General features: G+C 26.6%; 27 protein-coding genes and 1 riboswitch. Of the genes, 4 read left to right on the plus strand and 23 right to left on the minus strand.

Translation table 11 applies throughout. The annotated features are described in order from the left end of the window. The first annotated feature begins 296 nt into the window (after positions 1–296). Positions 297–470, plus strand: a complete 174-nt coding sequence (locus HF862_RS05795; protein WP_027128849.1) for a 4Fe-4S binding protein — start codon at positions 297–299, stop codon at positions 468–470. Positions 471–715: 245 nt separating this feature from the next. On the opposite strand, the gene HF862_RS05800 is transcribed toward HF862_RS05795, so the two are convergent. Then, positions 716–2,380, minus strand: coding sequence for a formate--tetrahydrofolate ligase (locus HF862_RS05800; protein ID WP_170186976.1), 1,665 nt, complete (start codon positions 2,378–2,380; stop codon positions 716–718). A 55-nt stretch (positions 2,381–2,435) separates the two neighbouring features. Continuing rightward, positions 2,436–2,515, minus strand: a riboswitch (ZMP/ZTP riboswitch). Between the two features lie 40 nt (positions 2,516–2,555). Next, a complete protein-coding gene (locus HF862_RS05805) occupies positions 2,556–3,905 on the minus strand; it encodes a sodium:alanine symporter family protein (RefSeq protein ID WP_170186977.1) in 1,350 nt (449 codons plus the stop codon). Positions 3,906–4,156: 251 nt separating this feature from the next. Here HF862_RS05805 and HF862_RS05810 point away from each other — a divergent pair, with 251 nt between their 5' ends. Both HF862_RS05810 and HF862_RS05815 read left to right on the plus strand, forming a co-directional pair. Further along, the gene (locus HF862_RS05810) at positions 4,157–4,546 is read left to right on the plus strand and encodes a GrdX family protein (protein ID WP_170186978.1); all 390 of its coding nucleotides are present in this window, start codon (positions 4,157–4,159) and stop codon (positions 4,544–4,546) included. A 13-nt stretch (positions 4,547–4,559) separates the two neighbouring features. Next, on the plus strand, positions 4,560–5,210 hold the full coding sequence (locus HF862_RS05815; RefSeq protein WP_170186979.1) for a hypothetical protein: 651 nt from the start codon (positions 4,560–4,562) through the stop codon (positions 5,208–5,210). Between the two features lie 27 nt (positions 5,211–5,237). Here the strand turns inward: HF862_RS05815 and nhaC (HF862_RS05820) are convergent, their stop codons facing one another. From nhaC (HF862_RS05820) to HF862_RS05845, 6 genes are all read right to left on the minus strand, one after another. Continuing rightward, the gene (gene nhaC / locus HF862_RS05820) at positions 5,238–6,701 is read right to left on the minus strand and encodes a Na+/H+ antiporter NhaC (RefSeq protein WP_170186980.1); all 1,464 of its coding nucleotides are present in this window, start codon (positions 6,699–6,701) and stop codon (positions 5,238–5,240) included. Between the two features lie 339 nt (positions 6,702–7,040). Continuing rightward, positions 7,041–8,504 carry a Na+/H+ antiporter NhaC gene (nhaC, locus tag HF862_RS05825; RefSeq protein WP_170186981.1) on the minus strand — a complete coding sequence of 488 codons (1,464 nt, stop codon included), beginning with the start codon at positions 8,502–8,504 and terminating at the stop codon, positions 7,041–7,043. Between the two features lie 321 nt (positions 8,505–8,825). Next, positions 8,826–9,164 carry a histidine triad nucleotide-binding protein gene (locus tag HF862_RS05830; protein WP_170186982.1) on the minus strand — a complete coding sequence of 113 codons (339 nt, stop codon included), beginning with the start codon at positions 9,162–9,164 and terminating at the stop codon, positions 8,826–8,828. Between the two features lie 17 nt (positions 9,165–9,181). After that, positions 9,182–9,610 (minus strand): ribose 5-phosphate isomerase B, encoded by a 429-nt coding sequence (rpiB, locus tag HF862_RS05835; RefSeq protein WP_170186983.1) that lies wholly within the window; start codon positions 9,608–9,610, stop codon positions 9,182–9,184. Between the two features lie 21 nt (positions 9,611–9,631). Next, positions 9,632–10,162 carry a peptidylprolyl isomerase gene (locus HF862_RS05840; protein WP_304206081.1) on the minus strand — a complete coding sequence of 177 codons (531 nt, stop codon included), beginning with the start codon at positions 10,160–10,162 and terminating at the stop codon, positions 9,632–9,634. A gap of 160 nt (positions 10,163–10,322) precedes the next feature. Continuing rightward, positions 10,323–10,919 carry a DJ-1/PfpI family protein gene (locus HF862_RS05845; protein ID WP_170186985.1) on the minus strand — a complete coding sequence of 199 codons (597 nt, stop codon included), beginning with the start codon at positions 10,917–10,919 and terminating at the stop codon, positions 10,323–10,325. Positions 10,920–11,060: 141 nt separating this feature from the next. Here HF862_RS05845 and HF862_RS05850 point away from each other — a divergent pair, with 141 nt between their 5' ends. Next, a complete protein-coding gene (locus tag HF862_RS05850) occupies positions 11,061–13,415 on the plus strand; it encodes an aminotransferase class I/II-fold pyridoxal phosphate-dependent enzyme (protein ID WP_170186986.1) in 2,355 nt (784 codons plus the stop codon). A gap of 41 nt (positions 13,416–13,456) precedes the next feature. Here the strand turns inward: HF862_RS05850 and HF862_RS05855 are convergent, their stop codons facing one another. From HF862_RS05855 to HF862_RS05925, 15 genes are all read right to left on the minus strand, one after another. Next, entirely contained in the window at positions 13,457–14,566 is a 1,110-nt protein-coding gene (locus HF862_RS05855) for a YibE/F family protein (protein ID WP_170186987.1), read from the minus strand. A 48-nt stretch (positions 14,567–14,614) separates the two neighbouring features. Continuing rightward, positions 14,615–15,775, minus strand: coding sequence for a tRNA guanosine(34) transglycosylase Tgt (tgt, locus tag HF862_RS05860; RefSeq protein ID WP_170186988.1), 1,161 nt, complete (start codon positions 15,773–15,775; stop codon positions 14,615–14,617). A 15-nt stretch (positions 15,776–15,790) separates the two neighbouring features. After that, on the minus strand, positions 15,791–17,965 hold the full coding sequence (locus HF862_RS05865) for a bifunctional (p)ppGpp synthetase/guanosine-3',5'-bis(diphosphate) 3'-pyrophosphohydrolase (protein WP_170186989.1): 2,175 nt from the start codon (positions 17,963–17,965) through the stop codon (positions 15,791–15,793). 25 nt (positions 17,966–17,990) lie between these two features. Next, on the minus strand, positions 17,991–18,506 hold the full coding sequence (locus HF862_RS05870) for an adenine phosphoribosyltransferase (protein ID WP_170187009.1): 516 nt from the start codon (positions 18,504–18,506) through the stop codon (positions 17,991–17,993). Further along, positions 18,496–19,374: a lipopolysaccharide assembly protein LapB gene (locus HF862_RS05875; RefSeq protein WP_170186990.1), complete on the minus strand. Its 879-nt coding sequence runs from the start codon at positions 19,372–19,374 to the stop codon at positions 18,496–18,498. Before HF862_RS05875 ends, HF862_RS05870 begins: the two co-directional genes overlap by 11 nt. Then, the gene (locus HF862_RS05880; protein ID WP_170186991.1) at positions 19,352–20,020 is read right to left on the minus strand and encodes a DUF502 domain-containing protein; all 669 of its coding nucleotides are present in this window, start codon (positions 20,018–20,020) and stop codon (positions 19,352–19,354) included. The genes HF862_RS05875 and HF862_RS05880 overlap by 23 nt, the downstream gene beginning before the upstream one ends. Then, positions 20,014–21,303 carry a hemolysin family protein gene (locus HF862_RS05885; RefSeq protein ID WP_170186992.1) on the minus strand — a complete coding sequence of 430 codons (1,290 nt, stop codon included), beginning with the start codon at positions 21,301–21,303 and terminating at the stop codon, positions 20,014–20,016. The genes HF862_RS05880 and HF862_RS05885 overlap by 7 nt, the downstream gene beginning before the upstream one ends. 33 nt (positions 21,304–21,336) lie before the next feature. Next, positions 21,337–21,783 (minus strand): acetyl-CoA carboxylase biotin carboxyl carrier protein, encoded by a 447-nt coding sequence (gene accB / locus HF862_RS05890; RefSeq protein ID WP_170186993.1) that lies wholly within the window; start codon positions 21,781–21,783, stop codon positions 21,337–21,339. 9 nt (positions 21,784–21,792) lie between these two features. Beyond that, on the minus strand, positions 21,793–22,263 hold the full coding sequence (locus HF862_RS05895) for an ACT domain-containing protein (RefSeq protein ID WP_027128835.1): 471 nt from the start codon (positions 22,261–22,263) through the stop codon (positions 21,793–21,795). A 103-nt stretch (positions 22,264–22,366) separates the two neighbouring features. Next, the gene (gene folD, locus HF862_RS05900; RefSeq protein WP_170186995.1) at positions 22,367–23,218 is read right to left on the minus strand and encodes a bifunctional methylenetetrahydrofolate dehydrogenase/methenyltetrahydrofolate cyclohydrolase FolD; all 852 of its coding nucleotides are present in this window, start codon (positions 23,216–23,218) and stop codon (positions 22,367–22,369) included. Positions 23,219–23,232: 14 nt separating this feature from the next. Next, entirely contained in the window at positions 23,233–24,165 is a 933-nt protein-coding gene (gene fmt / locus HF862_RS05905) for a methionyl-tRNA formyltransferase (protein WP_170186996.1), read from the minus strand. Between the two features lie 17 nt (positions 24,166–24,182). Next, a complete protein-coding gene (gene nrdR, locus HF862_RS05910) occupies positions 24,183–24,638 on the minus strand; it encodes a transcriptional regulator NrdR (protein ID WP_170186997.1) in 456 nt (151 codons plus the stop codon). A gap of 12 nt (positions 24,639–24,650) precedes the next feature. After that, positions 24,651–25,124, minus strand: a complete 474-nt coding sequence (locus HF862_RS05915) for a PTS sugar transporter subunit IIA (protein ID WP_170186998.1) — start codon at positions 25,122–25,124, stop codon at positions 24,651–24,653. Then, positions 25,124–25,834, minus strand: a complete 711-nt coding sequence (gene recO / locus HF862_RS05920; protein ID WP_170186999.1) for a DNA repair protein RecO — start codon at positions 25,832–25,834, stop codon at positions 25,124–25,126. Before recO ends, HF862_RS05915 begins: the two co-directional genes overlap by 1 nt. Next, entirely contained in the window at positions 25,834–26,397 is a 564-nt protein-coding gene (locus HF862_RS05925; RefSeq protein WP_170187000.1) for a hypothetical protein, read from the minus strand. Before HF862_RS05925 ends, recO begins: the two co-directional genes overlap by 1 nt. Positions 26,398–26,572: the final 175 nt, after the last annotated feature.

The following is a 26,572-nucleotide window of genomic DNA, read 5'->3' on the forward strand; positions in this document are numbered from 1 at the left end:
TATAAAATTACTTATATTTATTATATAATAAATATTAGAATATATCAAACTAAAAAGATTATTTTTTTGTTCGTTTTTCGTAAAACTATTTTTTTGTATAAATTTTAATATTCAAAATACATATTTTTTTCCTTAAAGATTCAAGGTTTCACAATATTTTGATAAACAAACTTTTTTTGTTTCATATTAAAACATTTTATAAAAAATTTCTTGACAAATTTTAAAAGTTAATGTATACTAAACATGTCACTAGAAATTATAAAAAAATTTTTTAAAAGAAAATAGGAGGATTGAAAATGCACGTAATAGATCAAGAAACTTGTGTTGGATGTGGAGCTTGTGAAGGAACTTGCCCAGTTGGAGCAATATCAGCTAACGACAACGGAAAATTCACTATAGGAGATACTTGTATTGATTGTGGAGCTTGTGCTGGTGGATGTCCAGTTAGCGCTATATCTGCAGGAGAGTAATCAAATATCACTAAAGGTTCAGTAGTTTACTGAGCCTTTTTTATTTTATAAATTATTATACTTAAATAAAATTTATTAATAAAAATTCTAAATAATTTTATTTTCTAAAAATATTTTTAAGACTTAAAAATAAAGTTATTGAAAAATAATAATTTTATTTTTATTTTATTATTTTCTATATAACAAAAACTGATTAGAAAAATTTTTTCTAATCAGTTTTTCTTTTTTTATTTTTTTTAAATATTTTAGAATAATCCAGAGATTTTTCCAAACTCATCAATATCAATAGTTTCAGCTGCTGGTACTTTTGGTAATCCAGGCATATCTATAATATCTCCAGCCATTGCTATTATAAATCCAGCTCCTGCTGCTATTTTAACCTCATTTATTTCTACTGTAAATCCTGTTGGTCTTCCTAATAAATTAGCTTTATCTGATAAAGATTTTTGAGTTTTTGACATACAAATAGGTAATTCATTATATCCATTTTCTCCTATAAGAGCCAACATCTTTTTAGCTTTTGCTGAGAAAGTAACTCCACTTCCACCATATATTTCTTTAACAATAGTCTCTATTTTTTCTTTTGGAGATTTTGAAAGTTCATAAAGTGGTTTATATTCCTCTTTATTTTTCTCAATTTCCTCTATAACTAATTTAGCTAATTCTTCTCCTCCAGCTCCACCATTAGCCCATACATCACAAAGAGCCACTGGAACATTTTGTACTTTACATCTTTCTCTTATTAAATCAAACTCAGCTTCTGTATCTGTTAAAAATCTATTCATAGCTACTACTACTGGAAGATTATATTTTTTCATATTTTCTATATGCTTATCTAAATTTTCAAGTCCTTTTGATAAAGCCTCCAAGTTTTCAACATTTAACTCTTTTGCTCCACCATGATGTTTTAAAGCCCTTACTGTAGCTACTATTACTACACAATTAGGAGATAATTTTCCTTGTCTACATTTTATATCTAAAAATTTTTCAGCTCCTAAATCAGCAGCAAACCCAGCCTCTGTTATTGTATAATCACTTAATTTTAAAGCTAATTTTGTGGCAATTAATGAGTTACATCCATGAGCTATATTAGCAAAAGGTCCTCCATGAATTAATACAGGAGTATTTTCTAATGTTTGAACTAAATTTGGTTTTATAGCATCTTTTAATAAAGCAGTTACAGCTCCTGTTATATTTAAATCTTTAATAGTAAGGGGTTTTCCTGATAAATCATAACCAAATATTATTCTAGAAATTTTTTCTTTTAAATCTTTTAAAGAGTTTGCCAAACAAAGTGAAGCCATTATTTCTGAAGCAACTGTTATTTGGAAAGAATTTTCTCTAGGAATTCCAGAAGCAGAACCTCCCAATCCTATCACAGTATTTCTTAAAGCTCTATCATTCATATCAACAACTCTTTTCCAAGTTATTTTTGTTATATCTATATTTAATTTATTCCCAAATTTTATGTGATTATCTATTACAGCTGCTATTAAATTATGAGCCACTCCTATAGCATGTAAATCTCCTGTGAAATGAAGATTTATATCTTCCATAGGAACAACTTGTGAATATCCTCCACCTGTAGCTCCTCCTTTTATTCCAAATACAGGTCCTAAAGATGGTTCTCTAAGAGCTGCCATAGAATTATATCCCATTCTATTTAAAGCCTGAGTAAGCCCTACTGTTACAGTTGATTTTCCTTCCCCAGCTGGAGTTGGAGTAATAGCTGTTACTAAAACTAATTTTCCATTCTCTTTTTTTTCTAATTTATTTAACAAATTAAAATCTATTTTTGCTTTATACTTTCCATATAATTCATAATCATCTTCAGTAAGTCCTAATTTTTCAGCTATTTTACTAATTGGTAAAAGGTTTGCTTCTTGAGCTATTTGGATATCTGTTTTCATAATCACTTCCTCCTAAAATTTATTAATTTAAATAAAAAAATCCGACAGACTAGGCTTTTTTTGCCCAGACGGTCGGCTTAATTACAGTTATACTCCCTGTGGTCAGTTCCACTTCCGTCAGTTGTATAACTTGTTTTAATGTTATCATATTTTTTTTATTTTGTCCATTTATTTTTTACTTATTTTTATTTTCAATAGCTACATTTTTTACAAGTTTATATAGAGCAATTAAAGCTACTAAGTTTGGTAAAGCCATTAATCCATTAAATAAATCTGATAAATTCCAAACTAAATCTACTTTAGCCATTGACCCTAATATTATAAATAATAATACTATTATTTTATATGGATTCATACCTTTTTCTCCAAAAAGATATTTTATATTTGCCACTCCAAAATAATACCATCCTATTATAGTTGATAAAGCAAAGAAAAATAGACAAACAGCTATAAATACTCCTCCCCAACTTCCTAATACTTTATTAAAAGCTGCTTGTGTTAATGTTATTCCAGTAAGTCCACTTCCTACTCCACCTGTCATTATAATTACAAAAGCTGTACAGTTTAATACAACAAATGTGTCTATAAATACTGTTATTATAGCTACAGCTCCTTGATGACTAGGGTCATCTACTTTAGCTACAGCATGAGCATGAGGTGTTGAACCCATTCCAGCTTCATTTGAAAATAATCCTCTAGCTACCCCATATCTTACAGCCTCTTTTACTGTTATTCCAGCAGCTCCTCCTAAAACTGATGAAGGATTAAAAGCCCCCATTATTATCATTTTAAAAGCAGGAATGATTTCTGAAAAATTAAAAATCATTATTAAAATTGATGCTCCCACATAGAGTCCAGCCATTAAAGGAACTATTTTTTCTATGAAAGAAGCTATTCTTTGTGTTCCTCCCCAAAAAATAAATCCTGAAACTACTGCTACAAATAATCCTATATACATAGGATTTACTTTAAATACATTACTAAAAGCTGAAGCTATAGAATTGGCTTGTACAGCGTTTCCCATAAATGATAAAGCTAATACACATGATAAAGCAAAAAATATAGCCAATCCTTTACTAAATTTATTATTTCCTAATCCCTCACTTATATAATAAGCTGGTCCCCCTATAATCTCTCCTTCAACTCTTTTCTTATATAATTGTCCTAATACAGCCTCAGCATATACAGTGGCCATTCCAAAAAATGCACTGACCCACATCCAAAATATAGCCCCTGGTCCTCCTGAAGCTATTGCTGTAGCTGCTCCAGCAAGATTTCCTGTTCCTACTTGAGCTGCTATTGCTGTGGCCAAAGATTGGAATGAACTCATTCCATCAGCTCCTGCACTTTCTCCATTTAAATTAGCTCCTCTTACAGCTCTCTTATAACCTTCTCCAAATTTTCTAACCTGTATAAATTTTAACACTACTGTGAAAAATACCCCTGTTCCAATAAGTAATAAAATTAAAATCTTATTCCAGACAAATCCACTAACATTTTGTACCAATAAATTTAAATTTTCCATTCTCTCCTCCAAAATTAAAAAAAATTTACTAAATGATACCACATATATTTATTTTTTGGAATACTTTTTTTAATTTTTTTTATTTTTTTTATTTTAATTTTTATATATGTTTTATTTTAGTCAATATTTTTCTTTATAAAAACACAAATTAAAATAATACTTTTTTTGAAATACTTTTTTTAATTTTTTTATACTATATTGTATTTTATGTGGTATACTATAATGTACACATATTTTCAAGGAGGGAAAAAATGTCTTTTACAATAGTTACTAACAATAAAAAAGTTTTTAATGTTTATAGAGAAACTGATGAAGTAGTATTATTAGAAAATGAAAGTATAGAAAGAGTTTTATTAGAAGCATATAAATGCATATTAAAGGGACATAAACTTCTTAGTGACCCTATTATATCTAATATTGAAAATTCAAATAATCCTTTTAAATCTATTATTGTTTCAAAAAATTTTACTACAGAAAATCTTATATCACTTAATTTAATCAAAGGTGCTCTTAATATATCCAAAAAATTACCAAATACTTCCATAGAAGAATTATCTCCTGAAACTATAGAAGAATATAAATTTATAGATTTAAGTTTGCTTATAAATGGTATTAAAGAATTAAAAAATTTAAATTTATAAATGGAGGTAAACTATGGTTAATATAAATTTTAAAGAGATTTTAGAAAAAGTTTCTTTTGATTTTATTCCTGTTATAGATACAAAAACTCAAGAAATTTATGGTTACAAAATTATTAAAGATTTTTCAAATACTGGTTTTAAAGATAGTGAAGATGTATATGAATTAGCTTCTAAAAATGGACTTTTTGAATTTTTTATTTTTAAATTACAAGAAAAATCTTATAAAATAGCTTTTGAAAAAAATTATAATGAAAAAAAATTATTTTATACTTTACATGTTAATTATATAGATGACCCAGATTTTTTCTTTGAAAGTGTAAAAAATTTAATTTCTAATTTTAATATTAAATTAGAAAATTTAGTTTTTGAAATTAAGGGGATTGAAGGATGGGATTCCATAAGTGATTTTCTTAATTATTTTGATGAGGATATTCCTTTAATTTTTAAAGAAGATAAACACAATCCATTAAATTTTAATATTATTGAAAACTTAGACCCTGAATTTATAGAGATTTCTTCTTTTGATACCTTAAAAAAAATAAAACATAATACAAATATTAAAAGTAAAATTATTTTTAAAACTTCAATTACAGAAGATTTAAATAATTCTAACCTATTCTCTAAGGGGATTGATTTTATCTATATTCATAAAAAAGAAAGCTGACTAGAATTTCTAATCAGCTTTTTCTTTTTATTTACCTACAACTCCTAATACTGTTGCTACTATATGTTTAAAATTAGGTTTTTTTATCTCCTCCTCATTAAGATGTTTTATAGTAAATCCTGTATATCCATAAATACATGAAATAATTGGACTAATAATATTCATAAAACAATATGGTACATATACCCAAGGAGCTATTCCTAAAGTTGCTATCATATAAGCTCCACAACTATTCCATGGAATAAGAGGAGAAGTCATTGTTCCTGAATCTTCTAAAGCTCTTGATAATGTTACTGGATGTAAATTCTTTTCTCTATATACATCTTTAAATATTCTTCCTGTAATAACAATTGATAAATATTGTTCTGCTGCCAAAATATTAACAGCTAAAGCTGTTAATAGAGTAGATAGTATTAAACTTCCTGTTGAATTTGCTATACTTAAAATTTTCATAGCTAAAACATTTAACATTCCTGTTTTTTCCATTACTCCCCCTAAGAAAAGAGCACAGATTATTAAAGCTACTGTCCACATCATACTATCCATTCCACCACGAGTTAATAAAGCATCTACCATTTCATTTCCTGAATTAGATATATATCCAACTTGTAAACTTGTTACAAAATCTTTTAATGGAACTTTTTGAAAAATAACAGCTGCTACTCCTCCTATTATACTCCCAAACAAAAGTCCTGGAATAGCTGGAACTTTTTTTACAACCAATCCTATTGTTATCAACGGAACAACAAATAAAATAGGGCTTATATAAAATTGTTCATCTAAAGTCATTAAAATTGAATTTAATATTGAAGCATCTACTTCTATTTGAGAATATTTCATTCCTATTATAGAAAATAAAATTATTGTTATTATAAAAGCTGGAATTGTTGTATATAACATAGCTTTTATGTGGTCAAATAAATCTGAACCTGCCATTGCTGGAGCCAAGTTTGTAGTATCTGATAGAGGAGAAAGTTTATCTCCCATATATGCTCCTGAGATTATTGCTCCAGCTGTTACAGGAGCTGGTATTCCTAATCCTGCTCCAACTCCCATTAGAGCTATTCCTATTGTAGCTGCAGTACTCCAAGAACTCCCTGTAGCTATTGCTACAATCAAAGAAAGTAAAAGTGTTGCTGGTAAAAATATACTTGGAGACATTATTTTTAATCCATAAAATATCATTGTAGGAACAACACCAGAAATAATCCAACTTCCTACTACCATTCCTATTATTAATAATATTAATGCTGCTTCCATTGAAGACTTTATTGTTTCCAATATTCCTTCTAGTATACTTTCCCACCTATAATTTAAAAAGAACATAGCTATACAAGCAGCTAACATCCCAGAAATTATAATTGGAATATGAGGAGCAGCATTAGTGTACCTTATTGTATATCCTAAAGATATTATTAAAAATACCAATGGTATTAGAGCATGAATAAATTTTGTTTCTTTGACTACTTTTGATGTTGTTTCTTTTTTCATTTTTCCTCCTTATTTAGAATTTTAATTTTCATTAAAATTTCAAATATCACCTCGTTTTATAATTTTAAATAAATAAAAAATGCCACTAGATTAGGACTAATGGCATTATAATACACAATTATATTGGGCACACCATTTCTCCCTCTGTCTATTGATGACGAGGTTAGCTACGGCACAAACCGAATAAATGGGTCCCTCGCTTTTTTCTTAATTATAATTTGAAACTAACAATTATAAATAAAACTAAGCGATCTTTATTTTGCTATTTTTATCTTAATTTGTATTATACACTAAAAAAAATATATGTCAATACTTTTTTTCCAGTATTTTTTCTATCATTTATTTTACTGTATTTATTATCGAAGCATATAGATATTTTAAATCTATTTTTGATTTTTTAGTTTTTTCTTTATCTAAATATTTTATAGAAAATCCTGTAAATCCATAAATAGCTGAAATTATAGGACTAATAATATTCATAAAACAATATGGTACATATACCCAAGGAGCTATTCCTAAAGTTGCTATCATATAAGCTCCACAGGTATTCCAAGGAATAAGAGGAGATGTCATTGTTCCACAATCTTCTAAAGCTCTTGATAACATCACAGGTTCTAATCCTTTCTCTCTATAAACATCTTTAAATATTCTTCCTGTAATAACAATTGATAAATATTGTTCTGCTGCCAATACATTTACTGCAAAAGCTGTTAATAAAGTAGAAAAAATTAGACTTCCAGTTGACTTAGCTATACTTAAAATTTTTCTAGCCACAGCATTTAACATTCCTGTTTTTTCCATTATTCCACCTAAAAATAAAGCACAAATTATTAAAGCTACTGTTCCAAACATGCTATTCATTCCACCACGAGTAAGAAGCCCATCTACAATTTGATTTCCTGTATTTGAAACAAATCCACTTTGTAAAACTTCTATAAAATCACTTACAGAAGTATTTTGAAAAATAATAGCTGCAATTCCTCCTATTATAGTACCAAATAAAAGTGATGGTATCGCTGGTGCTTTCTTGACAACTAAACCTATTGTTATTATAGGAACAATAAATAATAATGGAGTTATATTAAAATTTTTAATTAATGTATTAAAAATAGAATTTAATGCTGAACTATCAACTTGTGTTTTGGAATATTTTAATCCTATCATTGTAAACATTATCATACTTATTACAAAAGATGGAATTGTTGTATATAACATAGCTTTTATATGGTCAAATAATTTTGAACCTGCCATTGCTGGAGCTAAGTTTGTAGTATCTGATAGAGGAGAAATTTTATCTCCCATATATGCTCCTGAAATTATTGCTCCTACTGTTATTGGAGCTGATATTCCAAGTCCTGCTCCTATTCCCATCAATGCTATACCTATAGTGGCTGCTGCACTCCAAGAATTTCCTGTAGCCACTGCTGCTACAAAAGAAAGTAAAACAGTTGTTGGTAAAAATATACTTGGATTCATTATTTTTAGTCCATAAAAAATCATTGTAGGGACAACACCAGAAATAATCCAACTTCCTACTACCATTCCTATTATTAATAATATTATTGCTGCTTCCATTGAAGACTTTATTGTTTCTAATATTCCTTCAAGTATTATCTCCCATTTATAATTCAATTCAATCATAGCTACACAAGAAGCTACCATTCCAGAAATAATAATTGGAATATGTGGTGAGGCTTTTGTATATTTCAAAGTATAAGCTAATGATATTATTAAAAATAATAACGGAATCACTGCATGAATAAATTTAGTTTCTTTGATTATTTTTGATGTTGTTTCTTCCATTTTTCTTTTTCCCCCTAAATTTTAATTTTTTTTATTAAAATATAAATATCACCTCATTAATTTATAAACAAAATAAAAAATGCCATTAGAAGACTAATGGCATTATACACTAAATAAGTAGACACATTAGGGCTCCCTGTCTATAATGAGACGAGGTTAGCTACGGCACAAACCGAATAAATGGGTCCCTCGCTTTTTTCTTAATTATAATTTGAAACTAACAATTATAAATAAAACTAAGCGATTTATATTTTATTATATCTTTGCTTCAATGAGTATTATATACTAAAAAATATATATGTCAATACTTTTTTTTATTTTTTATACTAATGTCCCTAATTTTTTCCCACCTAAAAGATGAAAATGTATGTGGAATACTTCTTGTCCACCAAATTCATTACAATTAGTAATTACTCTATATCCCTCTTCAGCTATTCCTAAATCTTTCGCTATTTTCCCTATAGTTAAATACATTTCTCCTATTAATTCTCTATCTTCTTTAGTAATATCATTTATTGTTGGTATTTCTTTTTTAGGAACAACTAATATATGAATAGGAGCTTGTGGATTTATATCTTTAAAAGCTATAACTTTTTCATTTTCATAAACTATATTTGCTGGTATTTCTCTATTAATTATTTTAGTAAAAATTGTAGCCATAATTTCCTCCTAAATTATTAATCTTCTAACATTTCAACTCTTGCTGTATGTCTTCCTCCAGCAAAATCTGTAGTTAAAAATGTATCTACCATTTCAAGAGCTAATACATCTCCAACCATTCTTGCCCCAAAAGCTAAAATATTAGCATTATTATGCTCTCTTGTAAGTCTAGCCATTGTTGTATTCATACAAAGAGCAGCTCTTACTCCTTTTACTTTATTAGCAGCTATTGAAATTCCAATTCCTGTACCACAAATTACAATTCCATAATTAGCTTCTTTTTTTACAACAGCTTCTCCTACAGCTTTTCCATATATAGGATAATTCACTGATTCTGTAGAATGACATCCTAAATCTAAAACCTCATATCCTTTTTCTAATAAATGTTTTTTTACAGTTTCTTTTAATTCATACCCACCATGGTCACAACCTAAGGCTATTTTCATTTTTTCTCTCCTTTTTTCTAATTAAAATCCTTCAAATAAAGGTTCTCCAAATTCTAATTCTTTTTCTGTTGCTTCTCTTACTCCTATCAACTCTAATTCAAATCTTACGTTTCTTCCAGCAAATGGATGATTTCCATCAGCAGTTACTACATCATCTTCTATTTTTGTGATAACAAAAGATTGTTCTGACCCATCTTCTAAATCAGCTATAAAATCAAGACCTATATAGATATCTTCAAATTCTACAAAGTCCTTTCTATCCATTTCCACTACTAACTCTTCATCATGTTCTCCATATCCTTCTTCAATAGTTAAAGTAATTATATCTTTATATCCTGCTTTTTTCCCAGTTAATACTTCTTCTATTTTAGGAACAAAAGCCCCCATTCCTTGAATATAGAAGAAAGGTCCAACCTCTTTAGTATCTTCTAATAATTCGTCTGTATCATTATCATAAACTTTAAACTCTACAGTTACTACTTTTCCTTCAGAAACACTATTTGTATTTCCCTTAGCTCTTTCTTGAGCTAATTTTTCTCTAAGTTCTTGTATTTTTTTCTCATCTGTATGTCCACAACAACATCCATCTTCATGATGATGGTCATGTTCACAACAACAATCTTTTTCTAAATCTTTAGCCATTTTTACACCTCTTTTTATTTTATTTATATGTTATAGTATACCATACTTTTTTTAATTTTCTCATTATTTTTTAAAATTTATATCCCATATTATATTTTACTATCTGACTATTTTCTTTAGAAGTTAATATTTCCAAAAGATAAAAAGCTACTTCTAAAGCTGATTTTGGATTGGCTGAAGTAATAATATTTTCATCTCTTATTATCTCCTTTTCTATTCCTTTAGCTCCAAAATTTTTTAATTGATTAAAATATCTTTTATTATCTAAAAAATATGTAGTAGCTTTTTTATTTCTTAATATTCCAGCTTCTCCTAATATTATAGCTCCTGTACATATTCCAATTATTATTTTATTTTTTCTATAAAATTCTCTAATCAAATTTTGAATCTTTTCTTTTTTTCCATCTATAAAAAAGCCAGCCATTCCAAAACCTCCTGGAATAACTAAAACGTCATATTCTTCTATATTTATTTCTTCAATTTCAAAATTTATTTCTGTTTCTATTAATAAATTCCATGTGCTTTTTATTTTTCCACAAGACAAAGTTTCAACTTTAATTTTTTCTTTTTTATCTCCTACTACTGAATTCCATCCAAATACATCTATAAAAGGAGCTACTTCCAATATCTCAACTCCATTTGATAAAAAAATTAAAACTTTTTTCAAGATTATACTCCTTTGAAACAAATTTTAAAAAAAATAAAAAAAAGATTGACTAAATTTTAAAAAAAACATAAAATATCGTAATGTAATGAAATTATAACATAAAAATAAAAAAATTAAAATATGGAGGTAAGAAAGAAAAGAATGGCTAAATTAGACCAAAATTTGACACCATTATTTACTGTACTGAAAGATGTATATGCTAAGAGAAATATCACACCTTTCCATGTACCTGGACACAAACAAGGTAAAGGAATGGATGAAGAATTTTTAAATTTTATTGGAGAAAATCCTTTAAAAATTGATGTAACTATTTTTAAAATGGTTGATGGATTACATCACCCTAAAAGTTGTATTAAAGAAGCCCAAGAATTAGCTGCTGATGCCTATGGAGTTAAGAAGAGTTTCTTTGCTGTAAATGGAACATCTGGTGCTATTCAGGCCATGATTCTTTCAGTTGTAAAAGCTGGAGAAAAAATATTAATTCCTAGAAATGTTCATAAATCAGTTTCTGCTGGAATTATTTTGGCTGGAGCAATACCTGTATATATGAATCCTGTTATAGATAATGATTTAGGTATAGCTCATGGTGTTAGACCTAGTACTGTTGAAAAAATGTTAGAATTACATCCTGATGCAAAAGCTGTACTTATTATCAATCCTACTTACTATGGAGTAGCTACTGATATTCAAAAAATAGCTGCTATTGTACATAGACATGATATTCCTCTAATAGTTGATGAAGCTCATGGTCCTCATCTTCATTTCCATGAAGATTTACCAATGTCTGCTGTTGATGCTGGAGCTGATATTTGTTGTCAAAGTACTCATAAAATTCTTGGAGCTATGACTCAAATGTCATTACTACATGTTAACTCTGACAGAGTTGACCCTACAAGAGTTCAACAAATTTTAAGTTTACTTCATACAACATCCCCTTCTTATCCATTAATGGCTTCTCTAGACTGTGCTAGAAGACAAATAGCTATTCATGGAAGAGAACTTTTATCTAGAACTATTGAACTAGCTAACTATGCTAGAGCTGAAATAAATAAAATTCCTGGAATGTATTCTTTTGGAGAAGAAATAGTTGGAAAAGAGGGTATATTTGCTTTTGACCCTACTAAATTAACTGTATCTGCAAAAGCTTTAGGAATAACTGGATTTGATTTAGAAGCTATATTAACAGATGAATATAATATTCAAGTTGAACTTTCTGATTTCTATAATGTTTTAGGACTTATTACAATAGGAGATACAAAAGAAAGTATTGATACTTTAGTAAAAGCTTTACAAGATATTAGTGATAGATATTTCAATACAAAAGAAATAAAAAAAATAAGAAACTCAAGAATACCTGCTATTCCTGAACAAGAACTTATTCCAAGGGAGGCTTTTTATAGTGAAACTTCAAAAGTTCCATTCTCTGAAAGTTTAGGAAAGATTTGTGCTGAGATGATAATGGCGTATCCTCCTGGTATCCCTATTATTATTCCTGGAGAAAGAATTAGTAAAGAAGTTATCAATTATATAGAAGAACTTCGTGAGCAGAAAACACATTTACAAGGTATGGAAGACCCTAATCTTGAATATATAAATATCATTGAAGATGAAGATGCTATGTATTTATATACAGAGAAAATGAAAAATAGAATATTTGGAGTTCCTTTAAATTTAGGAGCTGACAGATCTGGTATTGAATTTGGTATTGATGTTCTTGTAGAAAACTTCTCTGATACATTTGATGAAATTGAAATGGTTGATATTGAAAAACAAAGAGAAGATTTCAATGTTCCTATGATGAAATATAAAAATACTATTTTAAATACCTGTGAAAAAATAGCAAAACTTGTAGATGAATCTATAGAAGATGGATATAGACCAATAACAATTGGAGGAGACCATTCAATCGCTTTAGGAACTATATCTGGAGTTGCTAAATCTAATCCTAATCTTGGAGTTGTTTGGATAGATGCCCATGCTGATATGAATACAGAAGAAACTACTATCAGTGGAAATATTCATGGAATGCCTTTAGCTTTCTTACAAGGTGAAGGAGATACTGATATGGTTAATTGCTACTTTGAAGGAGCTAAAATAAAACCTGAAAATGTTATTATTTTAGGTGCTAGAGATATTGATGTTAGAGAATATGATGTTATTGAAAAACTTGGAGTAAAAGTTATTCCTTATGATGATGTTATGCGTAAAGGAATAGACGCTGTACTTGATGAAATTGGAGATTATTTAAAAGTTTCTGATATTCATATAAGTTTTGATGTAGATTCTTTAAATCCTAAATTTGCTCCTGGAGTAAGTACTCCTGTAAAAAATGGGTTTGATGAAGATGATATTTTCAAAACATTTAAATATTTATTTAAAAATTATTTCATAACTTCTGTTGACATTGTTGAATACAATCCAGTTTATGATAAGAGTTTAAAAACTGCAGCTATTGTAAGAGATATCACAGAATATATGATTAATCCTATCTATTAAATAAACAAGGGTTATTGTAAAATTTACAATAACCCTTATTTTTATTTTCTTAAAAAGAATTTTTCTTTTAAAATTTTTATATCCCTATATCTTCTATGTAAATGAGCTCCTAAATAAGCTGTTATTGGAATTGAAATAAGTATTCCAATACTTCCTGTAAAAGATTTTAAAATTTCTACTGCTATAAATTCATAATTTAATAATCTAGTAAGTGGTAAATTTTCAAGATTTTTGTATATAATAATCATATCAAACAATGAACTACCTATATATGCTAATATTAGAGTGTTTATCATTGTTCCTACCATATCTTTTCCTATATTAATTCCAGATTTAAATAACTCTTTAGAACCTAAATTTATACTATTTTCTCTCAACTCTGTTATAGCTGATGAAATAGACATAGAAACATCCATGATAGCTCCCATACTTCCCAATATGATTCCTGAAGATATTAATTCTTTAACTTTAATATTTTTTAAAATATCTACATACATTATTGCATCTAATGTGGGATATCCACTAAAACTCATTTTATTAACAAAAATATAAGATAAAATTCCTGAAAAAATTGTTCCACCTATACTTCCTATTATTGCAACAACCCCTTTATGAGTAAATCCAGCAACTAAAAATATTGTTATACAAGAAGATAAAAGTGCAATAATAACTGAAATAATTATTGGTGATTCTCCTCTAACTATTAAAGGAATGAAATAATAAAATATCATATAAACTGTAGCTCCTAAAGCTATTAGAGATTTCAATCCTTTTTTACGAGCTAGTAATAATGCCAATCCACAAAATATTCCTATCATCCAAAAATAGCTAAATCTTTTATCTATATCTGAAATATATAAAATTCCTTCATCACTATTTTTATAAACTACAACCCAATCTCCTTTTGAAAGATTTAAATTATAAGCTTCTACAACATAAATAGGAGATTCTATTATATATTCTTTATCTTTTATTTTCACTTTAAATAATTCTACATCTTTTATTTCCTCTCCATCTACTTCTATATTAGTATTTAAAGAATTTTCTAACTTACTTCCTATTCTTTCTATAATTTTTCCTCTAGAATATTCGTCTTTTCCAAAAGAAATTAAGGAGAAAATAAAAAACAACATTAAAAATATTTTTTTCATAAATATACCTCTTTTAAAAATAAGTGACTGGATAACCAGTCACCCCTTTTATAAATTATTTTTTTCTTGAATCCAAGAAGATTTATTTCCCATTGTATAATTTCTTATAAACTCTTCTTTAAATTCTAAATATCTATCCTCCAATATTGCTTGTCTTGCTTTTTTCATAAGATTTACTAAAAAATATAAATTATGATATGTAGTTAATCTTTGACCTAAAATTTCTCCAGCTTTTAAAAGATGTCTTATATATCCTCTTTTATAATTTCTACAAACATAACAATCACAATCTTCATCTAAAGGTCTATCATCTTCAGCATAAATTGAATTTTTCACAACAAGTCTACCATATTTTGTAAATACAGTTCCATGTCTTGCTATTCTAGTAGGATGAACACAGTCCATCATATCTATTCCATGTTCAACAGCTTCTAACATATCAAGAGGCTCTCCTACTCCCATTAAATATCTAGGCTTTCCATCTGGTAAAATTGGAGTTATATTTCTTAAAATTCTATACATATCCTCTTTAGATTCTCCAACTGCTAATCCACCTAAAGCATACCCTGATATAAATTCATCTAATTCTTTTAATTCTCTCAAACTTTTTTCTCTTAAATCTTCATAAATTCCACCTTGAACAATAGCAAATAATCCCTGTTCATCAGTTCTTTTGTGAGCTTCAACACATCTTTTTGCCCATCTAGTAGTACGTTCTATTGATGGTATTAAATATTCCCTTGAAGAAGCTCCTGGAGGGCATTCATCAAATAGCATAACTATATCTGAACCTAAATTATTTTGTATCTCTATGGATTTTTCAGGAGATAAAAATCTTTTTGAGCCATCTATATGAGAAGAAAATCCAACTCCCTCTTCTGTTATTTTTCTCAAATGTCCCAAACTAAATACTTGAAATCCTCCACTATCTGTCAATATTGGTCTATCCCAATTACTAAACTCATGAAGTCCTCCAAATTTTTTTATTAATTCATCAGAAGGTCTTAAATGAAGATGATAAGTATTTCCTAAAATTATTTGAGTTCCCAACTCTAATAATTCCTCTTTTGTCATTCCTTTAACACTTCCTTGAGTTCCAACTGGCATAAAAACAGGAGTTTCTATTTTTCCATGAGAAGTAGTTATTACTCCTGCTCTTGCATTTCCATTCTTTTTTATCAATTCATAAGTTACTGGTAATTTTTTCATTTTTCCTTCCAATCTTTATCTTTCAACTTCTATTACATATTTAATCTTCTTAATATTTTCAATAAGCATACTGTAATCTTTTTTATTAGAAATTTCTACAGCAACTTTTATTTTTAAATATTTTTTTCCGTTTTTAGAAATATTCATAGAATTTATATCTGTTAAAACTATTTTATGATTTGCTATTAAATTTATAACTTCCATTACAAGACTCTTATTGTCTTCAGCTATTATTGAAAATTTAAATTGATATTTATTCATTTTCTTATCAATAACATCTGCATCCCATCTAACATTTATCTGTCTTTCTGGTTCAAGTTCTATCATATTTTGAAAATTTTTACAATCTTTCCTATGAATAGCTATTCCTGTAAGTTTAGTTATATATCCACCTATTTCATCTCCTGGTAAAGGAGTACAACATTTAGCAAATCTAATAAGAGTATTTTCTATCCCTTCTATTATAATTCCATAATCATTTTTCTTTCTAGAATTTTTAATTTGAGTAGGAACTACATTTTTTGTTAATACTTCTTTTTCTTTTATATTTTCTATATAATCTTTTAATTTATCAACAAAAATTTCTGCCTTACTTCTTTTTTCTCCCATAATAAAATAGAAATCATCCAATGTTGCTATATTATGTTTTTCCATATGTTTTTTAGTTACAGGAGATTCTTCTATCTCTTTTAAGGTCATAGGAACAGGTAATTTTGCCCCTTCTTTTTCTAATATATCCTTACCTAATTTTATATTTTCTTCCCATTTTTTATCTTTTAACCACTTTCTAATCTTACTTTTAGCCCCTTGAGTAACAACTATATCAAGCCAATCATTTCCAGGACCTTTAGCATTTTTAGATGTGATTATTTCTACTCTATCACCACTTTTTAATTTATAATCAAGTGGTACTATATCTCCATTTACTTTAGCACCTATACATTTACATCCAACTTCAGAGTGAATTGCAAAAGCAAAATCTATTGGAGTAGACCCTGTTTTTAATTCTAAAATATCTCCTCTTGGCGAAAATGTAAATATTGTTTCTTCTATAATATCTCCTGTTATAGAAGTAACAAAGTCTTCAGCACTATCAGCCTCTTTATTTAATTCTATTATATCTCTAAGCCATGAATAAACCTTATCTTTTTTTCCAACTTTTACTTTTTCCTTATAACTCCAGTGTGCTGCAACTCCCTCTTCTGCTATCCTATCCATCTCTTCTGTTCTTATTTGTATCTCAACAAATTTTCCTTCTGGTCCAACTATTGTTGTATGAATAGATTGATAGTTATTAGATTTTGGAACTGCTATATAGTCTTTAAATCTTCCTGGAACTGGACTAAATTTTTCATGAATTACTCCTAAAGTATGATAACATGTTGTAACATCTTTAACAATAATTCTTATTCCCATCAAATCATATAAATCTTCATAGCTTCTATTTTTTTCATAAACTTTCTTATAGATACTATAAAAATGTTTAAATCTTCCTTTTATATTACCTTCTATTCCAGACTTGTCTAATAATTCTTTTATTGTGTTTTCTACACCTTTTATATATTCATCTCTCTCTTCTTTCTTAGAATTAACAAAATCTCTTACTTCTACGTATTTGTCAGGATAAATATATAAAAAACATAAATCTTCCAATTCAGATTTTATTTTAGCCATTCCTAATCTATGAGCTAGTGGAGCATATATAGCTAAAGTTTCTTTAGATACTCTAAGTTGCTTTTCCTCTGGTACAAAATTTAAAGTTTTCATATTATGTAATCTATCAGCTAATTTTATAATAATAACTCTTATATCTTTTGACATAGCAAGAATCATTTTTCTAATACTTTCATCTTGTTGTTTTGTTCCATTAGGTAATTTTTTTAATTTAGTAACTCCATCTACTAAATTTGCTACACTTTTTCCGAAACTATATTCTATATCAGCTAAAGTAATAAGAGTATCCTCAACTATATCATGTAAAATTCCAGCTATAATTGAGTCTGTATCCATTCTCATTCCAATAATTATTTTAGCAACTTGGACAGGGTGTAATATATAATTTTCTCCAGACTGTCTAAATTGTCCAATATGAGCTTCTTCAGCCAATGAAAAAGCAAGTTTTATTTTTTCTATATCTACATCAAGTTTTTGTTTTTCTATTTCTTCTAGAAGTTCCTTTAAATAATCCATATTTACCCTCTTTCATAGAAAAAAATTAGTATTCTATCAAAGTAAATACATCATATCCCTCTAATTTTTTTCTACTATCAAATTCTTCTTTTAATTCTATCAAATAACAAATTCCAACTACCTCTCCACCTAATTCTTCCACTAATTTTATAGTAGCTAATGTAGTTCCTCCTGTTGCTAATAAATCATCTATTATTACAACTTTTTGACCTTTTTTTATAGCATCTTTATGTATCTCTAAAGTATTTTTTCCATATTCTAAATCATAATCAAAAGATATAACTTCTCTTGGTAATTTTCCAGGTTTTCTTATAGGAACAAATCCTATCCCTAAATTAAATGCTACAGGACATCCAAACATAAATCCTCTTGATTCTGGCCCAACTATTAAATCTGCCTTTTTTTCTCTAGCAAAATTAGAAAATTCTTCTATGGCACTTTTAAAAGCCTCTCCATTTTGAATAAATGTTGTTATATCTCTAAAAGTAACTCCTTCTATTGGAAAATTTTCTATGGCTGTTACATATTTTTTATAATTTATTTTCATTGTCCAAACTCCTTACTAGTTCTAAATATCTTTGATTTTTTCTCCCGTTTTTAGAAACAAACTTGAGTGTATTCTTTGATTCTTTATAATTTTTTAATTTATATTCAACTTCCCCTAAAAGTATGTAAATTTCATCTTTAATTTCTATATTATTATTTAAAACTATATATTTCTTTAACTCTTTTTCAAGTTCTTCATAATCAAAAGAATATTTATATTTTAATTGAAAATAGAAATTCATAGCTTCTGAATCTAAATAAAATCTTGTTGGAAAACTATTTAACATATTTTTTACTCTATCATCTAAACCACTATCAATTAAAAAATTTACATACATATCATAAAAATTAATATCAAAATTTTCTATTTTATTCTCAACATTTTCTAAATATTCTTGAGAAATTTTTAAATTATTTTTTATTAAGAGAAAAACTTTTAATTTTTTTGTTTCTATATCATTTTCTTTTTCATATAAATTTTCTAAAGATTCTAAAGATTTTTTATAATTTCCATCTAAATAATAAGTATATGCTAAGTTTTTTATTAATCTAACATCTCTTTCACTATATTTCATAGCTTCTTCATAATAAAATATAGCTTTTTTATAGTCGCCTAATTTTACATATGATTCTGCTATTTCTTCTAAAAGAATTTTATTTTTAGAATCTTCTTTGAAAAGTTCTTCAAAAGTTACTAAAGCCTCTGAATATTCTCCTCTTTGCTTTAAATTTATCCCTTTTAAAATAACATACTCTGGTCTTTCTAAATTATCATTTGTATTTTCTCTTTTCTCATATGAACTACAACCTAAAATAATTAAAGTCAATATACAAATAATTTTATTTTTCATCTTCATTTTCATCCAAATCATATTCTATTCCTGGAGCTATAACTCCTCCAGAAACAATTAATTTTACACCATCTTCTACACTCATATCTAATTCATGTACATCTTCTATCGGTACACAAATAAACATTCCAGAAGTGGGATTTGGTGATGTTGGAATAAAAACATTATAAACATCTCTTCCATAACATTTAGCAACAGCTTCATTTTTTTCAGCAGTTAAAAATCCAATACTATATATTCCTTTTTTAGGATATTCTACTGAAACAACTTTTTTATATCCTGAATTTTTATTTGATGATACTAATGAAACTATCTGTAACATTGTAGAATAAACTTGTTTTATTATAGGAAGCTTACAAATTAAATCATCCATTCTCTTTTTAAGCCTTTTTCCAACTATATTTTTTGTTATTAATCCAATTAAAAGTATAAAAACTAAAATCATTAATAAATACACTAAATATATTACTAAAACTATTCTATCATTTTGTTCCACTCCTAAAGTTTTAATAATACTATTTATGATTGATACCATAAAAGAATCTAAAGTTAATCCTATTACTATATTTATAAGCCAGTTTATAATATATACTGTAAAAAAAATAGGTAAAAGTACTATCATTCCAGCATAAAAATAAGTTCTTATTACTTTTAACATTCTTCCTCTATTCCTCCTATATGTAATAATACTTTAGAAATTCTTACTTTATCTACTTCTAAAACTTTTAATTCTATATTTTCTATTTTTATAACATCATCTTTTTTGGCAATTTCATTTAATTCATTTAAAATAAGACCACCTAAACTGTCATAATCATCAGATTCTGGAAGATTTATATTTAACTCTTTATTTAATTCTTCCACATCCATCATTCCGTCTACTTCATAAGTATTTTCTGATATTTGTTTTATTGTATCTTTTTCATTTAAATCATACTCATCTCTGATGTCTCCAAAAATTTCTTCTATTACATCTTCTATAGTAACTACTCCTACTGTTCCTCCATATTCATCTACAACTATAGCCATATGAACATGGTCTTTTTTAAAATCTTCAAGTATACTTAAAACAGATTTTGTTTCTGGAATAAAAAAGGCCTTTCTAACAAATTCTTTAACCTTTGAATCTTTCTTCCCTTCTTTCATAGCTACTAATAAATCTTTAGCATATAAAATACCTATTATATCATCTATTCCTTCATTATAAACAGGTATTCTGGAAAACCCTTTTTCTACAACTTTCTCTAATATATCTTCTACTTTTTCTTCTCCATCAAAAGCATATACAGCTGTTCTAGGAGTCATAACCTCTCTTGCTAAAGTATCTCCAAAAGTTACAATTGATTCAATCATATCTTTTTCCTCATTTTCTATAACTCCTTCAGCTTTTCCAACATTTACATAAGAGATAATATCTTGTTCTGTTATTGTTACTGCATTATCTTTTATTTCTATTCCTAATAATCTACTTAAAAGTTTAGAAATTGAGGTTAATATAATAATAAAAGGTTTAAATACTTTTGTCATTATATGTATTGGTATAATCACTTTTTTAGAAATTGTTGTAGAATGATTTTTAGCTATTATTTTTGGAGTTATTTCTCCAAATATTAATATAACTAAAGTCATTACTACAGTAGAAATTAAAACTACTCTTCCTTGTGACTCTGTTCCTTTGCTAGTTAAAAACTTAGTTATTAAAGCTGTAGCTAATGATGTTGAAAAAATATTTACTATATTATTTCCTAGTAATAATGCTGTTAGAATATCTGTTGGTTTTTTCAACCATTTTTTTAATAACTCACCCTTTTTAGGACTTTTTTCAGATATATCCTCTAAATGAATACTAGAAAAAGCTGTTAAAGCTGTTTCTGAAGCAGAAAAAAATCCTGATAACATAATTAAAATTACTAATAAAATCAAATCCCGATACGTGTCCAATATACCTACACCTTCCTTAAAATTAATTTATAGTTATTCTATAACAAAAAGTTTATCTCCTTTTTGTACTATTTCCCCATTCTCAACTAAAATTTTTACTACCTTTCCTGAATATTTACAAATTACATCATTCATCATTTTCATAGCTTCTATGATACATACAACATCTCCATTATTAACTTCATCTCCCTCTTGAACAAAATGAGGCTCCCCAGGAGCTGGAGATCTATAGAATGTTCCTGACATTGGAGCTATTACTATATTTCCTTTTGTTTTTTCATCAGAAGTTTTAGACGAAGCAGTAGTTACTTTTTTTTCTTTAGAAACTGATTTATTTGTTACAATTTCTTTACTCACATATTTTATTTCTTTTTTTAAAGTAATTTTTTCATCACCTTTTTCTAAGGTAATTTCATTTAATTCTCTTTCATTCATTTTTTTCGCTAACATTTCTATTAATTCTAAACTTATATTTTCCATTATATCTCCTTAATTGCTTCCTATTATTCTTAGTTCCTTCACTCCATCTATTTCACTTATTAATTCTAATACTCCCTCTACTTTTCTTAGAGTATCTTGATTTGTTTGAACAGATATTGTAGCCCTTCCAATACCATCAATAGAAATATTTTGGATTATTGTTAATATATTCATATCATGACTTGCTATTACATCTAAAATTCTTGCAAGAATTCCAGGTTCATCTCTTAAAGCTAAATGAATACTAAATACTTTTTCCTGTCCACCTTCAAAGAATGGTTTTATATAGTCTTTATATTTATAGTAAGTACTTCTACTAAGTCCTACTTTTTTTATAGCTTCATATTTTGACATTTTTTCATTTTGTACTAAATCATTTACTAAAAGTACATTTTTTATAGAACTTGGTAATATTCTTTTGTCAACTATATAATATTCTTTTTTATCAGCCTTTTGAACTTCTTTTATTTTTTCATCAATATTTTTTTCTTTTTTATTTACCTTAATTTTTTTATTTTCTTTTGTTTCGATATTTTTATCTTCTATAATTTGATTTTTTTTAGGTCTTCCTGGTCTAGCCATTTTATACCTCCTCTCCCTTATAAGCTTTTATAGTATTATTTAAAAGCATTGCTATAGTCATTGGTCCTACTCCACCTGGTACAGGAGTAATATATGAAGTTTTCTTAGAAACATTTTCAAAATCTACATCTCCATATAATTTTCCATCTATTCTATTTATTCCCACATCTATAACAATGGCTCCCTCTTTAACCATATTTTCTGTTACAAATTTAGCTTTTCCTAAAGCAGCCACAATAATATCAGCATTTTTTAAAAGTTCTTCTATATTTTTTGTTTTACTATTACAAACTATTGTTGTTGCTCCTCTATTTATAAGAAGAGCTGCTATAGGCTTTCCAACTATATTACTTCTTCCTATAACTACAGCATTCATTCCATATAAGTTTATATTTTCAATGGTATCTAGAAGATACATGATTCCTTGTGGTGTGCATGGAACTAAACCATCTTCTTTCCCTAAAACTATTTTTCCTAAGTTTTCAGCTTTAAATCCATCTACATCTTTTTCTGTAGCTATGGCATTACAAATTTTTTCTTCTTCTAAATGTTTTGGTAAAGGTAATTGTACCAAAATTCCATCTATATTTTTATTATTATTTAATTTTTCAATTTCTTCTAATAACCCTTCTTGTGTAATATCTTCTGGTAAAGTGATTTTTTCACTATATATTCCAACTTTTTCACAAGCTTTTACTTTTGAATTTACATATATTTTTGAAGCTGGATTTTCTCCAACCATTATTACAGCAAGACCTGGTTTTCTTTTACCTAAACTTTCTAATTTTTCAATCTGAAGTTTTATATTATTTAATATTTTTTCTGAGTATTTTTTGCCATCTAGTATATTCATAAATAAATCGACTCCTATTTTAATATATCTCCTATTTTTATAAAATTACCATTTAAAAGGTCTGCTCCTGATAAAATTTTTTTACTTTCAGGTTTTGCACTTGTAATTATTAAAGACCCCTCTTTTACTTTTACAACAGGACCTTTTCCTTTTACTTTATCTACAATCTCTCCAATTTCTCCATTTTCATAGATTTTATCATATTTTTTTACTTGATATATTTTCAAGATTTTTTCTTCATGAAAAGTCCATGAGCAAGGAACAGGACTAAGTCCTCTTACAAAGTTAAATATTTTTTCTTTTGAATTATTCCACTCTATTTTTAAATCTTCTTTTTTGAATGGCTTTACAAAAGTTGCTTTTTCATTATCTTGAGGTATTCTTTCGTTTTGACCTTTTCCTATTAAATCCACAGCCTCTTTTAGAGCTTCAGCTCCTATCTCTTTTAATCTATCATGTAAAGATAAAAAATCATCCTCTTCAGTAATTGCTGTTTCTTTAGATAAAATAATATCCCCTGTATCTAATCCCTCAGCTATATACATTATAGTTACTCCTGATTTTTCATCTCCTTCTATTAAAGCAGCATTTATAGGGGCTGCTCCTCTAAATCTTGGAAGTAAAGAGGAATGAACATTTATAATTCCATATTTAGGAATATCTATTATCTCTTTAGGAATTATTTTTCCATAAGCTACTACTACGATTAAATCTGGATTCAATTCTTTTATAGTTTTTTGAATCTCTTCTGTTTTTAAAGTCTCTGGTTGATATATAGGTATATTTTTATCTATTGCATATTGCTTCACAGGTAAATATTCTATTTTTTTACCTCTTTTATTTATTTTATCAACCTTAGTAAAAACTCCTATTATCTCATGATTTTTTGTTAAAATATCTAAACTTGGTACTGCAAATTCTGGAGTTCCCATGAATAAAATTTTCATATATTTTTATTTTCCTCCTATTTGTTTCCTTTAATATCCTCTACTATTTCTATAAAATCTTTTATATTTTTAAACTCTTTATATACAGATACAAATCTTACATAGGCAACTTCATCTAATTTTTTTAATTCTTCCATTACAAGTTCTCCTACATACTTAGTACTAATTTCACTTTCTAAAGAATTTTGTAATTTTCTTTCTATTTTTAAAACAAATTCTTCTATTTCATCTCTACTAATATTTCTTTTGCTTGTAGCTATAGTTAATCCTCTTATTATTTTATTTCTATCAAATTTTTCTCTACTATTATCTTTTTTTATTACATAAAGAGCTCTCTCTTCTATTTTTTCATAAGTTGTAAATCTTTTTTTACAAACAAGACACTCTCTTCTTCTTTTAATAGAATTCCCATTTATAAACTCTCTACTATCTACAACTTTTGTATCACTACTATTACAAAATGGACATCTCATACACTCCTCCTTCTAAATATCTTCTTCTTCTGATATACATTTTATTACTTCTGATGGAGTCTTACAATTTAATAATTTATTTCTAAAACTTTCACTTCTTATTAATCTTGATATTCTTGCTAAAACTTTTAAATATATTCTATTCTCTTTTAATGGAGAAGCAAAAGTAAAAAATATTCTTACAGGTTCTTCATCCATAGCATTATATTCTATTTTTTCTTTACTAATTCCAAAAGCTATTGTTAAATGTTCTGCATTTTCTGTTTTTGCATGTGGAATAGCTATACCTTTTCCAATTCCAGTACTACCAAGTTCTTCTCTCTCAAATAAAGCTTTTTTTACATTTTCTTTATCTGTAGCAATATTTGGAGATTTTGTTAATAATTCTGCTAATTCATCTAGTATACTCTCTTTTGTTTTTCCTTTTAATTGAAGTTCAATTAACTCTTCTTTCATATAGTCTGTTATTTTAACTATATCTGTCATTATTTTTCCTCCCAAATATATCTCTTAAAATTTAAACTTTCTTCCAAATGATAATTAAAATAATTTTCAAATAATTCAAGTACACTTTTTATATCTTCTATTCTCAACTTTTCTTTCAACAACTCCTTGACTTTCCCAAAATAAATTTTTTGAATTATGCTAACTTGAAAATCATTTAATAAAATACTATCTTCTTTTAATTTTTTTCCAAAATATGCCTCTTTAATGGAAAAATATTTTCCTTCTTCAACATTAAAATTTAATCCCTCTTCTACTAGGATTTTATAAAGATAGTATACTAATAATAAAAAATATTTTGATTTTTCAGTTTCTTTATTAATATATTTTAAACTATTTAAAGTTAAATCATAAAGCTTACTATTTCTTTCTCCAAATTTTAAAACTTCTACTAAAATAAAACATATATACAAGGATATTCCTATTTTCTCTATATTTTTTTTTATATTCTCAAAGTTTTCTATTAAATCTATGCTACTTCCTATATAATTTTCACCTTTTTTATAGAGAATAAACTTTGAGTAACTTAAAACATCTGATGCTGTTTTATCTCTTTTTTTACTTTTTTTTATTCCTTTATAAATGACTGTTTGTTTTCCTAAAGAATTAGTAAATACTGTAAGTAATCTATCAGAATCATTTATATCTTTTTTTTTAATAACTATTCCTTCTACTTTTATAAATTCTGTCATTAAATTTTAAACTCACTTTCAGAAATATTTTTATTTATTACTATATTCGATAATTTTAAATGAGCTATCAAAATATTTTTATCATAAATTTTTATTTCAACAGGTAATTTATAACCATCTATATTTTCCATTTTTAAAATATCTAAATTTAAATTTTCTTTTTTTACTTGAAACTTATTTTTAGTATTATATAATTTTTTAAATTCAGAATCATCTTTATATTTTTTCTGAAAAAAAGTTATTGTATCCACAATATAATTTTCTTCTTCTATGTTATTTTCTTCTATTACCTGGTCAAATATTGGTAAATATACTATTTTTTTATTGTCTTTATATAGAAAAATTTCCCCTTTATGGCTTTTAGGTTCTAACATAGTTTTTTTTAATACATTTGGTAATCTATATAAAATATCATAAGTTTTTTCATTTGATTTATTATTATTAAAACTTTTTTCATTAACTATCATTTTCAAAGTTTTAATAGTATTTATATCCTTACTTTCTTCTGAAAAACTAAAAATTGAAATAAATATAAAAAAAAGTAAAGTTATTACTCTTTTCATGTTTTTCTCCTTTTTATTTTTTATTTTTACTAAAATTTAGTACTATTTACAATTTATATTTGATATACAATTATATTATATTTAAGCTGATTTGTAAAGAAAAATATTGATTTTTTAATACTATTTACCAAAAAAATATTAATTATTTATTTTTATTTTAAAACCAAATTCACTA

This window comes from Fusobacterium sp. FSA-380-WT-3A (assembly GCF_012843705.1).
In the GTDB taxonomy this organism is placed as follows: domain Bacteria; phylum Fusobacteriota; class Fusobacteriia; order Fusobacteriales; family Fusobacteriaceae; genus Fusobacterium_B.

Excerpts from the sequence above, each read along its gene's own strand:
- folD (WP_170186995.1), bottom strand. The coding sequence starts at position 23,218 with ATGAATATACTAGATGGCAAAAAATACTCAGAAAAAATATTAAATAAT.
- HF862_RS05855 (WP_170186987.1), bottom strand. The coding sequence starts at position 14,566 with ATGAAAAAAATATTTTTAATGTTGTTTTTTATTTTCTCCTTAATTTCT.
- HF862_RS05805 (WP_170186977.1), bottom strand. The coding sequence starts at position 3,905 with ATGGAAAATTTAAATTTATTGGTACAAAATGTTAGTGGATTTGTCTGG.
- HF862_RS05865 (WP_170186989.1), bottom strand. The coding sequence starts at position 17,965 with ATGGATTATTTAAAGGAACTTCTAGAAGAAATAGAAAAACAAAAACTT.
- rpiB (WP_170186983.1), bottom strand. The coding sequence starts at position 9,610 with ATGAAAATAGCCTTAGGTTGTGACCATGGTGGGTATGAATTAAAAGAA.
- HF862_RS05800 (WP_170186976.1), bottom strand. The coding sequence starts at position 2,380 with ATGAAAACAGATATCCAAATAGCTCAAGAAGCAAACCTTTTACCAATT.
- HF862_RS05810 (WP_170186978.1), top strand. The coding sequence starts at position 4,157 with ATGTCTTTTACAATAGTTACTAACAATAAAAAAGTTTTTAATGTTTAT.
- HF862_RS05875 (WP_170186990.1), bottom strand. The coding sequence starts at position 19,374 with ATGAAAATGAAGATGAAAAATAAAATTATTTGTATATTGACTTTAATT.
- HF862_RS05815 (WP_170186979.1), top strand. The coding sequence starts at position 4,560 with ATGGTTAATATAAATTTTAAAGAGATTTTAGAAAAAGTTTCTTTTGAT.
- tgt (WP_170186988.1), bottom strand. The coding sequence starts at position 15,775 with ATGAAAAAATTACCAGTAACTTATGAATTGATAAAAAAGAATGGAAAT.
- HF862_RS05880 (WP_170186991.1), bottom strand. The coding sequence starts at position 20,020 with ATGTTAAAAGTAATAAGAACTTATTTTTATGCTGGAATGATAGTACTT.
- nhaC (WP_170186981.1), bottom strand. The coding sequence starts at position 8,504 with ATGGAAGAAACAACATCAAAAATAATCAAAGAAACTAAATTTATTCAT.
- HF862_RS05915 (WP_170186998.1), bottom strand. The coding sequence starts at position 25,124 with ATGACAGATATAGTTAAAATAACAGACTATATGAAAGAAGAGTTAATT.
- HF862_RS05925 (WP_170187000.1), bottom strand. The coding sequence starts at position 26,397 with ATGAAAAGAGTAATAACTTTACTTTTTTTTATATTTATTTCAATTTTT.
- HF862_RS05795 (WP_027128849.1), top strand. The coding sequence starts at position 297 with ATGCACGTAATAGATCAAGAAACTTGTGTTGGATGTGGAGCTTGTGAA.
- fmt (WP_170186996.1), bottom strand. The coding sequence starts at position 24,165 with ATGAAAATTTTATTCATGGGAACTCCAGAATTTGCAGTACCAAGTTTA.
- HF862_RS05850 (WP_170186986.1), top strand. The coding sequence starts at position 11,061 with ATGGCTAAATTAGACCAAAATTTGACACCATTATTTACTGTACTGAAA.
- accB (WP_170186993.1), bottom strand. The coding sequence starts at position 21,783 with ATGGAAAATATAAGTTTAGAATTAATAGAAATGTTAGCGAAAAAAATG.
- nhaC (WP_170186980.1), bottom strand. The coding sequence starts at position 6,701 with ATGAAAAAAGAAACAACATCAAAAGTAGTCAAAGAAACAAAATTTATT.
- recO (WP_170186999.1), bottom strand. The coding sequence starts at position 25,834 with ATGACAGAATTTATAAAAGTAGAAGGAATAGTTATTAAAAAAAAAGAT.
- HF862_RS05830 (WP_170186982.1), bottom strand. The coding sequence starts at position 9,164 with ATGGCTACAATTTTTACTAAAATAATTAATAGAGAAATACCAGCAAAT.
- nrdR (WP_170186997.1), bottom strand. The coding sequence starts at position 24,638 with ATGAGATGTCCATTTTGTAATAGTAGTGATACAAAAGTTGTAGATAGT.